Below are 13,827 nucleotides of genomic sequence, written 5' to 3'. Positions count from 1 at the left end.
CTCAGTTGCTGAAGGAGAAGCTGTCGATGGTGATGGTGCTGTTGCCGCCGTACCAGAAGCCCATCGCGAGCTGCCCCGGGCCGGCGCGGTTCATGCCGTTGGCCGCCATCGGGATCTTGATGTCCTGGTAGGCGGTGGTCAGCGCCGGATGCCCGCCGCCGTCGAGGGTGTAGTCCCCGAAGACCTTGGTGACACCGCCCAGGCTGAGGTTGAAATGGGTCTGCTCGCCGCCGCTCGCGCCCTTGATCCGCACGACCAGGTACGTGTAGCCGGACAGGTCGGTGAGCACGTCGCTGCCGAACCAGCCGCAGTTGTTGTACTGCAACGCGAGCGCCCCGCCGGAGACCACGCCATTGCCGCCGCCGTTGAGGAAGCAGTTGCCGCCGGTCCAGTGGCCGAGGTCGTTCTGCGCCGCCGACGGATAGGCCGGCGTCCCGTCGAAGTTGTCGAGCACCAGGCCGACCGGCGGCGGTGGCGTCGCGGCGGTCGCGACGGTGAGCGACGCCGAGGCCGGCGAGAGGTTGCCGGCGGCGTCGACGGCCTTGACGGTGTAGGTGTAGGAGCCCGCGGTCAGGCCGGTGTCCGTGAAGGACGTGCCGGTCGGCGTGCCGACCTGGGTACCGTTGCGGAACACCCGATATCCGGTGACCCCGACGTTGTCCGTGGCCACGTTCCAGGACAGCGAGATGCTGGAGGACGTCTGGGCCGGCGAGGCCAGCCCGGTCGGGGCCGACGGCGGTGTCGTGTCGCCCCCGCCGCCCGTGGTCCCGACGCCGATCGAGCCCAGGCCCAGCCAGCCGTCGGCGTTCTGGGTGGCGTTGCCGAAGCGCAGCCGCTTCGCCGCCGGGCTCACCGCCTCCAACGGGTTCTTGACCCGCAGCACGAGCTGGTAGGAGCCGGACGCCACGCCGGAGAGGCTGACGTCGGACTGGAAGTACTGCGGGTAGCCGAAGTCGCGGTAGGTGGGGTCCGCGCCGACGCCCCAGTCCGGGAAGGCCCGGATCTTCAGCGGCTGGACGGTGCGCAGGTCCCAGGGGGTGTCCCAGGTCTTGACCACGGTGCCGGCGGAGTTCTTCAGCCCGAGCGTCATCGTCCACGGGTAGTAGAACGGGGCGACGCCGTTGTTGGCGACGGTGACGCCGACGGTCGCGCTGGTGCCGGACACGGAGTTCTGGAAGTACGCGTGTGTGGCGGTGAGGTCGTAGCCCATGAGCCGCACGGCGGCGGCCACGTTGGGATCCGACGCGGAGTAGCTCTGGCTGGTCTGGTTGATCTTCCACGTGGTGTGCTCGAGCTCGATGCAGGCCTTCATGGTGTCGACCTGGCCGGAGCCGCCGGGCCACGAGGTGAACGCGGAGCTCTGGATCTCCGGGCGTACCTCGCCGCCCATCGAGTCGGTGACCCACTTGTTCTCCACGCCCTGGTTCAGCGCGCGCTGCAGCTGGGCGTAGTTCGCCCCGCCGAGCGACTGGGGCAGCGTGACGCCGGCCAGCGGCGAGCCCTCCTTGTAGCAGAAGGAGTCGTCGTGGTAGCCGATGTCGCGGGCGTTCGCGGCGCCGCCGGCCGAGTCCGGGTAGCGGATCTCCAGCTTGGTGGTGTTGAACGCGGTGTCGAACGCCTGGACGATCTGCGCCGCGTGCGCGTCGGTGGGCATCAGGTTCGGGTAGCCGTCGGCGGTGTCGGTGTCGAACGGCCACGTGTGCCACTCGCCCCACAGCCCGACGAGGCCGAGGTTGATGAAGCCGATCCGCGGGTCGCCGTCGTAGCGGGCGCCGAGGGCCGCGATGAAGTTCGTCACCGCGTTGAGCAGGTAGGGGCTGTCGTAGTCGGGTGACACGGTGCCCCAGTAGGTGTTGTTGCGGTAGGTGACGTGACCGTCGAAGCAGTGCGGGATGGCGTTGCCGGGGTGGCTGCCGGTGCCTCCGGGGTACTCCATGTAGAAGCGGATGGCGGCCTGGTTGCCGTACGACGCGATCTCGTTGAGCGCGTTGTCCACAATGGACCAGTTGTAGGCCGAGCAGTCGGTGGCGCTGGTCATCACCTCGGACAGGCCGAAGTAGCTCCAGGCCAGTGACCGCGGGTAGCCCAGACTCTGGTCCTCGCCCGGGAAGTAGAACCGGGCGAAGCCCTTGAGCGGGTTGTCCAGCGGGCTCGGGGCGGCGGTGAGCGGATGGTCGGTCAGGGACGGGCTCGGCGCGGCCGGCGGGGCCGGGCGGGCGGGCGGGCCGGCGGGCACGGGCGCGAACGCGGCGGCGACGTGCGGCGCCAGGGCGAGCACGGCGCTGGCGGCGACCGTGCAGAGGGCGACGGCCGACGCGAGGGCGCGCCGCCGCAGGGCAGCAGGCATGGAGGGGCCTCCGGGGGTGTGATTCGAGGAGGTGTTGACAAAGTTTCCCTGAGCTTCATCATTATTAGCGGCCGCCCACCTCCCGCCGCAAGACACAAAATTCGAAGATTTTCGATCAACGAAACGAGGTCGGATCGTGACGACGCGCAACTCCGTGGCGACGACCGCCCCACCGGCGCCGGCCGCGCCCGCCGTCCCGGCCGCCGCCGGCCCGCCCCGCCGCGGTCGCGACGACCGGCGGATCGCCTGGCTGTTCCTGCTGCCCGTGCTCGCCGGCTTCGCGGTGTTCTACCTCTACCCGACCGTCCAGGGCGTCTGGTACTCCGTCACCGACTACAGCCTGCTCAACACCCCGTCCTTCGTCGGCGCCGACAACTACGCCGAGCTGGTGAGCGACGCGCAGTTCTGGAACTCGCTGAAGGTCACCGCCGAGTACGTCGTCATCAACATCGGCTCGCAGACGCTGCTCGCGCTCGGCCTGGCCGCGCTGATGCACCGGCTCACCCGCTCGGTCGTCGTGCGGGCCACGCTGCTGCTGCCGTGGCTGGTGCCCAACGTGACCGTGGGCCTGCTGTGGATGTGGCTGCTGGACGCGAATCTCGGCTTCGTCAACCACCTCACCGGTGCCCTGGGCCTGGACAACCGCGGCTACCTCACCTCGCCGACCTGGGCGATGCCGTCCGTCGCGCTCATCAACACGTGGGCGTACACCGGGTACACCGCCCTGCTGCTGTACGCCGGCATGCTGCAGATCCCGCCGCACCTCTACGAGAGCGCCGCCCTCGACGGCGCCGGCGAGCTGCGGATGTTCCGCCGGATCACGCTGCCGCTGCTGCGCCCGATCCTCGCCCTGGTGCTCGTCGTGTCGCTGATCGGCTCGTTCCAGATCTTCGACACCGTCGCGGTCACGACCAAGGGCGGGCCGGTCGGCGCCACCCGGGTCATCTACTTCTACATCTACCAGCAGGCCTTCACGTACTTCCACATGGGTTACGCCGCGGCGGCCGCGATGGTGCTCGTCGCGATCCTCGGGCTGCTGACCGCCGTGCAGATGCGGCTGCTGCGCGCCTCGCGTTCCGATCTGACCTGAGAAGGGCTCACACCATGACCCGCCGCCTGAGGCCCGGCCGCCTGCTGGCCTGGACCGCGCTCATCGCGTTTCTGGTTTTGACGGTACTGCCGTTCTACTGGATGGTCCGCACGGCCATCACCCCGGCCGCCGACATCTACACCGACAGCACCGGCATCGTGCCCGCCCACCCCACGATGATCAATTTCTGGCGGGTCCTCGGCCTGGTCGACGACGAGACCGCGCGGGCGGCCGGCGGGTCGGGGGCGAGGATCAATTTTCTGCGGTACACCCTCAACTCGATCATCTACTCGGGACTCATCGCGATCGTGCAGACGTTCTGCTGCGCCATGGCCGGGTACGCCTTCGCCCGTCTCCGCTTCCCCGGCCGTGACCTGGTCTTCGGCGCCGTCGTCGCGGCGCTGATGGTGCCGCCGATCTTCACGCTGCTGCCCAACTTCACGCTCGTGCGGCGGCTAGGCATCATCGACACGTTCGCCGGCATGGTCGCGCCCGCCCTGCTGATGACCCCGTTCGCGGTGTTCTTCCTCCGCCAGTTCTTCCTCTCCGTGCCACGCGAGGTCGAGGAGGCGGCCATCATCGACGGTGCCGGCCGCTGGGGCGTCTTCTGGCGGGTCATCGTGCCGATGAGCCGCGGCCCGCTCATCACGATCGCGCTCACCACGTCGGTGTGGGCGTGGAAGGACTTCTTGTGGCCGCTGCTCGTCGGCCGCGGGGAGCAGACCCGGGTGCTCACCGTGGCGCTCGGCGTGTTCCTCCAGCAGTCCCCCAACACCTCTCCGGACTGGACCGGGCTGATGGCCGGCTCAACCCTGTCGGTCCTGCCCGTCCTGCTGTTGCTGATCTTCCTGGGCAAGCGGCTGGTGCAGTCGCTGAACTTCACCGGCATCAAATGACACCCCTCCCCGCCTGAAAGGGAAATCCCGATGACCACTCGCATCCGGGCGGCGGCGGCGCTGACCGCCGCGGCGATCGCCTTACCGCTGGCCGCCTGCTCGGCCGAGTCCGCCGACAGCGGCGGCAAGGTCGAGCTCAACTACTGGCTGTGGGACGACAAGCAGCAGCCCGCCTACCAGGCGTGCGCCGACGAGTTCACGAAGGCCAACCCGAACATCTCCGTCAAGTTCACGCAGACCGCGTGGGCGCAGTACTGGCAGAACCTCACCACCCAGCTGGCCAGCGGCGGTGCGCCCGACGTCTGGACCGACCACGCGTCGTACTACCCGCAGTTCGTCTCCAGCAGCCAGATCCTCGACATCCAGCCCTTCGTCGACCGCGACAAGGTGGACCTGAGCCAGTACCAGGCGGGCCTCGCCGACCTGTTCGTCAAGGACGGCAAGCGCTACGGCCTGCCGAAGGACTGGGACACCATGGCGCTGGTCTACAACACCAAGTACGTCACCGACACCACCGGGCTGGACAAGCTCACCTGGAACCCGGCCGACGGCGGCACGTTCGAGCAGGCGATCGCCAAGGCCACCGTCGACGCCCAGGGCCACAACGGCCTCGACCCGGCCTTCGACAAGGCGCACGTCAAGATCTACGGCTTCCTGCCGGAGTGGGCGGACGGCTCGCAGGGCCAGAACGGCTGGGGCGACCTCGCCGTCGCCAACGGCTTCACCTACCTCGACAAGAACCCGTGGGGCAGCCACTACAACTACGACGACCCCAAGCTCGCGCAGACCATCGGCTGGTTCAAGCACCTCATCGACGCGGGCTACGCGCCGAAGTTCGACAAGCAGTCCGCGCTCGGCCGCGACGCGGTGATGGACGCCGGGCAGGCCGCGTTCACCATCGTCGGCTCCTGGACCATCAGCACCTACCTCGGCACCGGCGCCAAGCAGCAGTACGCGTTCGCCCCGCTGCCCACCGGCCCGACCGGGCGCAAGACCGCCATCAACGGCCTGTCCGACGCCATCTACGCCGGCACCAAGCACCCGGATCAGGCGTGGGCCTGGGTGAAGTTCCTCGGCTCGCCCGCCTGCCAGGACATCGTCGGCGAGCGCGCGGTCGTCTTCCCGGCCATCAAGTCCGGCGCCGAGAAGGCCCTGGCCGCGCACAAGGCGGCCGGCCGGGACGTGCACGTCTTCACCGACGAGGCGGCCGCGCCGGGCGGCACCTTCTTCCTGCCGATCAGCGACCACGGCAACGAGGTCGCCCAGATCGTGCAGGACTCCATCCAGTCCATCGCCCTGGGCCAGGCCGGCGCCGCCGACACCCTGAAGAAAGCCAACGACCAGGTCAACGGCCTGTTCAAGTAGGTCCTCGTGGCGGGGCGCCCTTCCTGGCGCCCCGCCGTCGCTTCGCAAAGGAGAACCATGGCACAGCTCGTGCACCTCGACGGACGCCCCTTCGCCCTCCAGCACTCCGGCGACGGAACCCCGCGCCCCGTCGACGGCGGCGTCCTGCTGCCCCCAGGCCGGGTGTCGATCCTGCACGGGCTCGGCGACGCGTCGTTCTACCGGCACGGGCAGAACTCGTGGAGCCCCTGCGGCTGGCGGCGCCTGAGCGAGCCCCCGCTGCGCGTGCCCAACCCGACCCGGCTCGTCACCGCCGACGACCCGGCCTTCGACGACCCGGCCCGCCACCACTCCTCGGCGGTCGCCGCGCTGCGCGGCCCCGGCGGGCGGACCCTGCTGCTGGGCGCGCTGGGCCTCGACACGCCCCGGCTCGTCGCCGACCAGGACACCCTCACCGGCTGGTACGCCGCGTCCGGCGCCGACTGGTTCCTCGCCTACGGCACCGAGGAAGAGGTGTTCGGCGGCTACGCCGACCAGCTCGCGCGGCGCTTCGGCGTGAGCGGGCGCCGCGCCGGCAACGTCTGGTGCAGCTGGTACGCCTACTACGAGAACATCACCGAGACCCAGCTCACCAAGGACATCGCCGACCTGGCCGGGCTGCCCTTCGAGGTCGTGCAGATCGACGACGGCTGGGAGCAGCAGGTCGGCGACTGGGAGCCCAACGCCAAGTTCCCCAGCGGCATGCGCGGCCTCGCCGAGCGCATCGCCGACGCCGGGTTCACCCCCGGGCTGTGGCTCGCGCCGTTCATCGCGCTGCCGCACTCGCGGCTGGCCGCCGAGCGGCCGGAGCTGCTGCTGCGCGACGCCTCCGGCCGGCCGGTCGTCGCCGGCTACAACTGGGGCGGCCCGTACTTCGCGCTCGACCTCGACCGCGCCGACGCCCGCGAGCACCTCGCCGGGCTCGTCCACACCGTGGTCCACGAGTGGGGCTTCAAGTACCTCAAGCTCGACTTCATCAACGCCGCCGCCGCGTTCGTCCCCGGCCGGGAGCGCGAGCGGGTGTACCGCGACGGGCTGCGGCTCATCCGCGAGACCGCCGGCGACGACGTGTACCTGCTCGGCTCCGGCGCGATCCTGCTGCCTTCCCTGGGCCTGCTCGACGGCGTGCGCAGCGGCCCGGACGTGGCCCCGATGTGGGACAACTACGCCTCGCAGGACCCGTCCGACGCGACCGCCCGCAACGCCGTCGTCAACAGCGTGCACCGGCTGTGGCAGTCCCCGCTCGTGCAGGTCGATCCCGACGTGGTGTACTTCCGCAGCAAGCTCAACCTGCTCACCGCCCAGCAGCTGCGGTGGCTGCGCGACCTCGCCGACGTGTGCGGCTTCCGGGCCGTCTCCGACCCGCCGAGCTGGCTGACCCCGGCCGAGCTCGAGGATCTGCGGGCCTACCTCGACGCCACGCCTGCGATCCGGCGGCTCGACCGGTACCGCTTCACCATCGACGGCCGCGAGGTCGACTTCGGTCCCGCCGTCGCCGCGGAGACCGGCGGCCAGCTCTATCCCATCTCCTGATGTTCGACGTGTACGACACCATGACCATCGCCTTACTGCCGGCGGTCCGGCACCGGCGCATCATCGAGCTGCTGGCCGAGCGCGAATACGTCACCGTCGCCGAGGCCCGGGCCGCGACCGGCGCCTCGCTCGCCACGACACACCGCGACCTGGCCGTGCTCGCGGCGGCGGGCGCGCTGGTGCGGGTCCGCGGCGGCGCGGCCCGGTCCGCCGCCGCGCACGGCGAGGCGCGCCTGCTCGCCGCGTGTCTCGCCCGGGTGCGGCGCGCCCTCGACCGGCACGACCTCAGCGCCGTCGAGAACGGCCTGCACCAGGCGCTGGACGCCTGCAACCGGCTCCGCCGCTCGGCCTGAGCGCGCTATCGCCAGTCCAGGCGCTCGCCTCTATCGCCAGTCCAGGCGCTCGTCGATCAGGTCGGCGACGCGGCCCCAGTCGGCGGCCAGCCGCTCGCGGTCGAAGGCCCGCAGCTCGCGCCGGCCGCGGCCGAACGGTATGCGCTGGGCCACCCGCAGCGCGTCGTCGAGCCGGTCCAGCATCGTGCCCTCGCCGAGCAACTCGTAACCCGCCTCGATGTCCAGCGCGTTGACGAGCTCGCGGGCCAGGGTGCCGGCCGCGACGACGACGTCGAGGAGCCATTCCTTGGGCGCGCGCTGCAGCGTGACGGAGGGCAGGTCGAGCCTGTAACGGTTCGGCGGGGTGAGCGTGAGGAAGGCGCCCGCCATCGCCTCGCTCAGCGCCTCCCAGTGCAGCACCTCGGTCATCGCGTGGCCGTCGCTACCCGCGGCGTGGTCGGCGGCCCGCTCGGGCTTGGCGAACAGCGGCAGCCGGCCGCCCTCGCTGGCGAAGACCGCGGTCGCGCCGCCGTCGTCGTCGGTGAGGTAGGTGCGCACGGTGTACCCCACGCGGCCGCCCAACGATATCTCGACCAGGTGGACGGGGAAGTCGGCCGGCAGCACGCCCCGCGGCGGGATCCCACCGACCGCCGGCAGCGCCTGCGCCTGCGCCTGCGCCCGTGCCCGTGTTGGTGCGGGCGCTTGCGTCATTGCCGGCCGCGGCGGTGCGGGCGGTGGCGTGGGTCGAGCCGGTGGGGCGGGCGGCGGGGCGACCTGGGGCATCTTCAGGCAGCCGTGTGCGACCACGAGTTCCGGCTGGTCGATGACCGTCGGTGCGATGCCCAACTGGCGGTGCAGGAGCGCGGCGGCCAGCGGGATCCGGCTCGATCCGCCGACGAGGAACACCCCGGCGATGCGCTCCCGCGGTATGCCGGCCGACCGCACCACCGACAGCGTGGCCGCCACCGTCTGGTCCAGGTGCGGCCGGGCCACCCGCTCGAACTCCTCGCGGGTGATGTGCAGGTCGGCGTCGACCAGCGGCACGTGCAGGTCGGCCCGCGAGCGGCGGGACAGCAGCTCCTTCGCGGCCCGCGCGCCCAGCCACAGGTCCCGCCGCGACCGCTGGTCGGCCGTGGTCTCCGGCCAGTCCAGCCGGGCCCAGCCGGCGGCGTTGCCGGTCAGCGACCGGGCATGCTCGACGACGACGGCGTCGAGGTCGAGCCCGCCGACGTCCGGCAGCCCGCCGGCGGCCACCACCGCGAAGCCCTCTGCATCGCGCCGCACCACGCTCACGTCGAACGTGCCGGCGCCGAAGTCGTACACGACCAGCGCCCGCCCGGGCGGCACCTCGTGGCCGAGGATCGCGGCGAAGTACGCGGCCGCGGCGACCGGCTCCGGCACGAGCGTCACCGGCGGCATACCGGCCCGCCGGGCGGCCTCGGTGAGCAGCGCCAGCCTGGTCCGCGCCCAGGTCGCCGGATGGGTGAGCACCACGGCCTCGGGGGATGCGCCGCCGACCCGGCGCGCCTCGGCCCACTCGCGGCCGAGCACGGCCGCGACGAGGTCGACGACCGCGAACTCCCGCTCGCCGAGCCAGGTCGTCACGTCGTCGACGCGCCGCTTGGGGTTGGGCTCGAGCCCGCCGGGGTGCGCGATCGCCGCCCGCTCCGCATCGCCGCCCGTCAGCAGCTCCTCCCCGCTCTGCCTCGGTTCCGTTCTGGTCTGGGTCGATCCGGCCTCCGCGCATACCGCTGACGACAGCAGCGGCGACGAGTCGAACAGCAGCGGCGTGACCGACCCGTCCGCACGGTCCAGCATGCCGACGGTGTTCGATGTACCGAAGTCCACGCCGAGTCGCACGCGAGCGCACCTCCCGTACCCTGTCGCCATGTCGACGCACGAACCGGCGCCAGAATACCTGCCGCCCGTGGCCCCGCCCGGGCTCGGCTACGTGCCCGAAGGGTACCGCCCGCCCGAACCGGAGCGGCCGGCCCGGCGCTTGCCGTGGTTGTGGCTGACGCTCGGTGTCGTCGCGATCGTCGCCATCGCCGCCGGAACCACCGCCATCATCCTCGGCCGGCGCTGGGACGGCCGCCCGTCCCCCGGCGACGTCTCGATCACGGTCCGCCTCACCGGCGCCGACGGCGACCGCCCCTCCGCCGCCGCGCTGGAGCAGACCAAACAGATCATCCTGTCCCGCATGCGCCAGCTCGATCTCACCCGCCCGACGGTCACCGCGATCTCCGCCGACACCCTGCTCGTCACCGCCGCCCACGCCGACGCCGAGCGCGCCCGCGCGGTCCTCGTGCCGGGCAGCCTCACGTTCCGGAAGGTCCTGTCCGTCACGACCGACCACCCCGGCGCCGCCTGCAAGGCCGACCCGCAGGGGCGCACCGACCGCGCCGCCGCGCTGGCCTCGGCCAAGTCCAAGCTCGGCGCGACCTTCGACGCCGCCGCCGCGATCAAGGACCCGGCGGAAGGGCAGAACCTGACCGGCTTCGACGCGCTGACCTGCGCCGAGATCGCCGCGCTGCCCCCGTCCATGCAGTACGCCGTCCCGGCCGTCACCTGCGCCATGCTCGACGGCCGCCCGGCGGGCACGCTGGACGACGCCGCCGCCCAGGCCGCCGCGTGCGACGAGAGCGGCGCCAAGTACCTCCTCGACGTGGCAAAGGTGATCGGCACCGACCTCGCCGCCGCCGAGGCCGTCATCCAGAAGGAATCGGGCTCGTGGGTGGTCACGCTGCGGTTCACCGCGGCCGGCCAGCCCAAGTGGACCGCCCTGACCAAGGAGGCGATGGACTCCGGCGAAAGCTCAGGCCAGGCAACGCAGGTCGCGGTGCTCATGGACAACGAGATCGTCACCGCCCCGACGATCAACGACGTCATCAGCGGCGACGCGCAAATCTCCGGCGCCGGGCTGGCCACCCGGGAGGGCGCGACCGCGCTCGCCGCCACCTTGAGCCACGGCGTCCTGCCGCTCCGCCTGGTCATCACCGGCATCGATACGGTCCGCTGACCTCGCCCGCCACGCGCCAGTCCGATCTACACCCCATCTGGGAACAGGCCACTCGGCCCACCGTGCCGGGTGGGGCGGCCGGCATCAGCGCCGGATGTAGGATCGCGGCCAGCGCCTCCACCCCGTCGACCAGCCGCGGCCCGGGCCGCACCACGAGGCCGTCCGCGTCGACAGATCGGCCACCGGGGCGGGCCGCGACCGTTTTGCGTCCGTGATCATGCGCCGGACGCGTCCACTTGCTGGGATCCTCATGATCGTGGAGTGATAGTGCCGCTCCTGGTACATCGTCGCTCCACGATCATGGAGATCCCGCCATTCGGGACGCTCTTCGGCATGATCGCGGAGAGAAAGCGCCGCCGGGGCCCCTTACGGTTCTTGGTCGTTCAGCCAACGACCGGAGACCTCGCTCATTGCCGATCTCGACATGCCCGAACCTCAGCGCGGTCCGCCAATACCGCCGACTTAGGCACAGGACCTGGCCGGTCGAGCCTGCGCCGGCGGGTCTGCGGGGGCCGTGCCCGTCGCGGTCAGAGGACCCGCGGCGGGGTGACGCCGTCGTACCAGTTCGGGATCGCACCCATCCCTTCGTGGCGCGCCCCGTGGACCCGGATCGTGTCGAGGTCGGCCAGCTGGTCGGGGCTCAGCGCGACGAACGCTGCCGCGGCGTTCTGCTCGAGGTAGCGCTCGCGACGCGTTCCCGGGATCGGGACGACGTCGTCGCCCTGGTGCAGCAACCACGCCCGATGCTGCTCATCCTCCGCTCCGCAGCGAACCCGCAGGCGGCGGAGATCATGCGGGAACGCCTCGAGACGAGCTCGCAGCGACAGCTCGCCGAGCAGCTCCCCGGGGACGATGCGACGGCGCGAGCGGCACTCCTGCTGGCGATGTGCACCGGGGTACGCATGTTACGCAGCATCATCGGCGACACCGCGTTCAAGCACGCCGACGTCGATCGGCTCGCGACGTACCTCGAGCGAGCGCTCGACACCGTCGCCGCCGGGGACGGCGACGGCGGCGAGCAGGACCGCACCTCACCGCGCTGATGTCCGAGGATGAGTGCCGCTACCAGCGCCAACGAGATCGGCAGCAGATGCACCGGGGGACCTCGACAGTCAACCGCGGCCGACCAGCACTGGCGGTCGAGGTCAAAGGCCGAGGGCGGCCGGGAGTTCGCGGACCGATGGCAGGACGTGGGTGGCGCCGGCGGCCCGGAGCGCGGGCTCGTCGTGGGCGCCGGTCAGCACGCCCGCGGCGAAGCGGGCGCCGGCGCGCAGGCCGCACAGCACGTCGTAGGTCGTGTCGCCGGCCGTGGCCACCTCGCGGACATCGTCGAGCTCCAGGCGCAGCACGGCGGTGAGGACCAGGTCCGGAAATGGTCTGCCGCGGCCGGCCTCGGCCGGAACCAGCGTGATGTCGGCGATGTCGCGCCAGCCCAGGGCGGCGAGGATTCGGTCCGCCGTTTCCCGCGAGAAGCCGGTCGTGAGGGCGACCTTGATGCCGTTGGTACGCAAACGGTCGATCACTTCGGCGGCGCCGGGAACCGGTGCGCAGTGTCCCTCGTCGACCAGGGCGGCGTAGGCGCGCTCGAACGCGGCGTTGCCCGCCTGGGCCGCGGCCTCGTCGCCGGCCAGCAGGTGGCGGAACACGCTGATCTTCGACTCGCCCATGGTGGCGTGGACGTGGGCCAGCATGCCGTCGTAGGCGGCGTCGCCCGGACGCACGCCCCGCTCGCCGATCGCGGCGGTGAACGCGCGCTCGACGAGGCCACCGTCCTGCACCGTCGTGCCGGCCATGTCCAGTACGACCAGGTCTACCATTGCAGCTCCTCAGCGGTCTGCTCGGCGATGGCGGGAGCACAGGTCATGCCGCGCCCGCCCGGCCCGGTGACCAGCCAGGTGGCCGGCGCGACGGCGGCGCGGTGGACGACCGCGGACGGATCCAGACACTGGGCGTAGACCCCGTTCCACCGCCGCTCGATCCGCGGCAACGGCCGTCCCAGCAGCGCGGAGGCGACCTCGGTCACGTGGTCGTAGGGCGCCTCGACCTCGTCGAACGGAAATGGTTCGGCATAGGCGTGCGTGTCGCCGATCGTGAGCCCGCCGTCGAGCCGCTGGACCATGAGCAGCTGCATCTTGTGCTCGGCGGCGACGGGCGGCTGCGGCTGGCGGTCCACAAGGGCCGCCGAGTCGTAGGCCGGGTAGTACCGAAAACTGTCGGCATCCGCGACGGACGTGGTCAGCGCCTCCCCGAGCGGCGCGGTCTGCGCCATCTGCAACCACACGCGGCGGACCGGCAGCGGACCGGCCAGCTCGCGCACCAGCCCGCCGAGCGCCGCTCCGGTGGTGAGCACGATCTGGTCAGCGGTATGCACGGCCCCGGTGTCGTCGCGGACCGAATCGCCGGAAACGGTCCGCACCTCGCGCCCGGCCAGCCAGGTATACCGCCCCGTGTGTTCGAGCGCCGCCCGCAGCGCCGGCAGCGCGACGCGCGACTCGACCGCCCCGTCGGCCGCGCAGTGCAGCCCGGCCAGGTACTCCCCGCGCAGCGCCGGGTTGACCGCCCGGACCTCGTCCGGCTCCAGCAATCGCCACCCACGCTCGGCCGCGTCCGGCGCGGCGGCCGCCGCCCGGGCGACGGCCAGTTCGGTCTGGGTGCGAACCAATGTCAGCGAACCGTTTCCGCGGAAGCCGATGCCGGGCACCGCGGCGCCGATCTCTTCCCACAACCGGCGGGCCCGCAGCGCGGTTCGCAGCTCCGCGCCGACGGCCCGCCCGGAAACCCAGACCAGACCGAAGTTGCGAACCGATGCCCCGCGAGCCTCGGCCTCGCGCTCCAGCTGCACCACCGCATGGCCGCGCCGCACCGCGTGCCAGGCATGCATGGTGCCCAGCACCCCGCCGCCGACGATCACGATCCTCAACTGCCGACCCCCTTGATCAAAGGTTCGGACCTTTAATCTACCGGACCGGCGCATCTCCCGAAGCGTGGCGCCGATCACGCAGCCCCGAGGCGGCGAACGCGGGGCGGCGCTGGCCGCCGATGGGCACGGCGGTCATCAACGCCACCTTGCCGGCCGGCACCGCGCGGACCCCGGCGACACCCTCACCGTCCCCGCCGCCCCCTCCGCCGCGAGGTGGGGCGCCTCATTCCGGATATTTCGCCTGCCAGGCGAAATATCCGATTTACACCGCCTCGCGGCGGCCGAATGTCTCCGTGATCATGCGTGT

At 71.7% G+C, this 13,827-nt stretch carries 12 protein-coding genes; 7 read left to right on the top strand and 5 right to left on the bottom strand.

Going from position 1 to position 13,827, the window contains the following annotated elements:
- Window position 1: 1 nt before the first annotated feature.
- The gene (locus tag ACQPXD_RS21525) at window positions 2–2,347 is read right to left on the bottom strand and encodes a DUF4832 domain-containing protein (protein ID WP_432841194.1); all 2,346 of its coding nucleotides are present in this window, start codon (window positions 2,345–2,347) and stop codon (window positions 2–4) included.
- A 136-nt stretch (window positions 2,348–2,483) separates the two neighbouring features.
- Between ACQPXD_RS21525 and ACQPXD_RS21520 the strand changes: the two genes are divergently transcribed.
- The 5 genes from ACQPXD_RS21520 to ACQPXD_RS21500 are packed head-to-tail and all read left to right on the top strand — an operon-like array spanning window position 2,484 to window position 7,602.
- Window positions 2,484–3,437, top strand: a complete 954-nt coding sequence (locus tag ACQPXD_RS21520; RefSeq protein WP_432841192.1) for a carbohydrate ABC transporter permease — start codon at window positions 2,484–2,486, stop codon at window positions 3,435–3,437.
- 14 nt (window positions 3,438–3,451) lie between these two features.
- The gene (locus tag ACQPXD_RS21515; RefSeq protein ID WP_432841190.1) at window positions 3,452–4,333 is read left to right on the top strand and encodes a carbohydrate ABC transporter permease; all 882 of its coding nucleotides are present in this window, start codon (window positions 3,452–3,454) and stop codon (window positions 4,331–4,333) included.
- A gap of 30 nt (window positions 4,334–4,363) precedes the next feature.
- On the top strand, window positions 4,364–5,698 hold the full coding sequence (locus tag ACQPXD_RS21510; RefSeq protein WP_432841188.1) for an ABC transporter substrate-binding protein: 1,335 nt from the start codon (window positions 4,364–4,366) through the stop codon (window positions 5,696–5,698).
- Between the two features lie 57 nt (window positions 5,699–5,755).
- The gene (locus tag ACQPXD_RS21505; RefSeq protein ID WP_432841186.1) at window positions 5,756–7,249 is read left to right on the top strand and encodes a glycoside hydrolase family 36 protein; all 1,494 of its coding nucleotides are present in this window, start codon (window positions 5,756–5,758) and stop codon (window positions 7,247–7,249) included.
- The gene (locus ACQPXD_RS21500; protein ID WP_432841184.1) at window positions 7,249–7,602 is read left to right on the top strand and encodes a DeoR family transcriptional regulator; all 354 of its coding nucleotides are present in this window, start codon (window positions 7,249–7,251) and stop codon (window positions 7,600–7,602) included. The genes ACQPXD_RS21505 and ACQPXD_RS21500 overlap by 1 nt, the downstream gene beginning before the upstream one ends.
- Window positions 7,603–7,632: 30 nt before the next feature.
- On the opposite strand, the gene ACQPXD_RS21495 is transcribed toward ACQPXD_RS21500, so the two are convergent.
- A complete protein-coding gene (locus tag ACQPXD_RS21495) occupies window positions 7,633–9,441 on the bottom strand; it encodes an Hsp70 family protein (RefSeq protein ID WP_432841182.1) in 1,809 nt (602 codons plus the stop codon).
- 28 nt (window positions 9,442–9,469) lie between these two features.
- Between ACQPXD_RS21495 and ACQPXD_RS21490 the strand changes: the two genes are divergently transcribed.
- Window positions 9,470–10,600 carry a SecDF P1 head subdomain-containing protein gene (locus ACQPXD_RS21490; protein ID WP_432841180.1) on the top strand — a complete coding sequence of 377 codons (1,131 nt, stop codon included), beginning with the start codon at window positions 9,470–9,472 and terminating at the stop codon, window positions 10,598–10,600.
- A gap of 527 nt (window positions 10,601–11,127) precedes the next feature.
- Here the strand turns inward: ACQPXD_RS21490 and ACQPXD_RS21485 are convergent.
- Entirely contained in the window at window positions 11,128–11,334 is a 207-nt protein-coding gene (locus tag ACQPXD_RS21485) for a hypothetical protein (protein ID WP_432841178.1), read from the bottom strand.
- A gap of 9 nt (window positions 11,335–11,343) precedes the next feature.
- Between ACQPXD_RS21485 and ACQPXD_RS21480 the strand changes: the two genes are divergently transcribed.
- Complete coding sequence (locus tag ACQPXD_RS21480) at window positions 11,344–11,643, top strand: hypothetical protein (RefSeq protein ID WP_432841176.1); 300 nt, start codon at window positions 11,344–11,346, stop codon at window positions 11,641–11,643.
- A 102-nt stretch (window positions 11,644–11,745) separates the two neighbouring features.
- Here ACQPXD_RS21480 and ACQPXD_RS21475 read toward each other — a convergent pair whose 3' ends face one another.
- Together ACQPXD_RS21475 and ACQPXD_RS21470 are read right to left on the bottom strand one after the other, a co-directional pair.
- On the bottom strand, window positions 11,746–12,417 hold the full coding sequence (locus ACQPXD_RS21475) for a phosphonatase-like hydrolase (protein ID WP_432841174.1): 672 nt from the start codon (window positions 12,415–12,417) through the stop codon (window positions 11,746–11,748).
- A complete protein-coding gene (locus tag ACQPXD_RS21470; RefSeq protein ID WP_432841172.1) occupies window positions 12,411–13,520 on the bottom strand; it encodes a TIGR03364 family FAD-dependent oxidoreductase in 1,110 nt (369 codons plus the stop codon). Before ACQPXD_RS21470 ends, ACQPXD_RS21475 begins: the two co-directional genes overlap by 7 nt.
- Between the last annotated feature and the right edge of the window lie 307 nt (window positions 13,521–13,827).

This window comes from Dactylosporangium sp. CA-092794, from assembly GCF_050948465.1.
Classification (GTDB): domain Bacteria; phylum Actinomycetota; class Actinomycetes; order Mycobacteriales; family Micromonosporaceae; genus Dactylosporangium.
The sequence above is the reverse complement of the archived record's forward strand: the minus strand, read 5'-3'. Positions and strand labels throughout refer to the sequence as shown.

What these genes read in the sequence shown, in the direction of transcription:
- ACQPXD_RS21525 (WP_432841194.1), bottom strand. Translation starts at nt 2,347, where the DNA reads ATGCCTGCTGCCCTGCGGCGGCGCGCCCTCGCGTCGGCCGTCGCCCTC.
- ACQPXD_RS21515 (WP_432841190.1), top strand. Translation starts at nt 3,452, where the DNA reads ATGACCCGCCGCCTGAGGCCCGGCCGCCTGCTGGCCTGGACCGCGCTC.
- ACQPXD_RS21510 (WP_432841188.1), top strand. Translation starts at nt 4,364, where the DNA reads ATGACCACTCGCATCCGGGCGGCGGCGGCGCTGACCGCCGCGGCGATC.
- ACQPXD_RS21505 (WP_432841186.1), top strand. Translation starts at nt 5,756, where the DNA reads ATGGCACAGCTCGTGCACCTCGACGGACGCCCCTTCGCCCTCCAGCAC.
- ACQPXD_RS21500 (WP_432841184.1), top strand. Translation starts at nt 7,249, where the DNA reads ATGTTCGACGTGTACGACACCATGACCATCGCCTTACTGCCGGCGGTC.
- ACQPXD_RS21490 (WP_432841180.1), top strand. Translation starts at nt 9,470, where the DNA reads ATGTCGACGCACGAACCGGCGCCAGAATACCTGCCGCCCGTGGCCCCG.
- ACQPXD_RS21480 (WP_432841176.1), top strand. Translation starts at nt 11,344, where the DNA reads ATGCTGCTCATCCTCCGCTCCGCAGCGAACCCGCAGGCGGCGGAGATC.
- ACQPXD_RS21475 (WP_432841174.1), bottom strand. Translation starts at nt 12,417, where the DNA reads ATGGTAGACCTGGTCGTACTGGACATGGCCGGCACGACGGTGCAGGAC.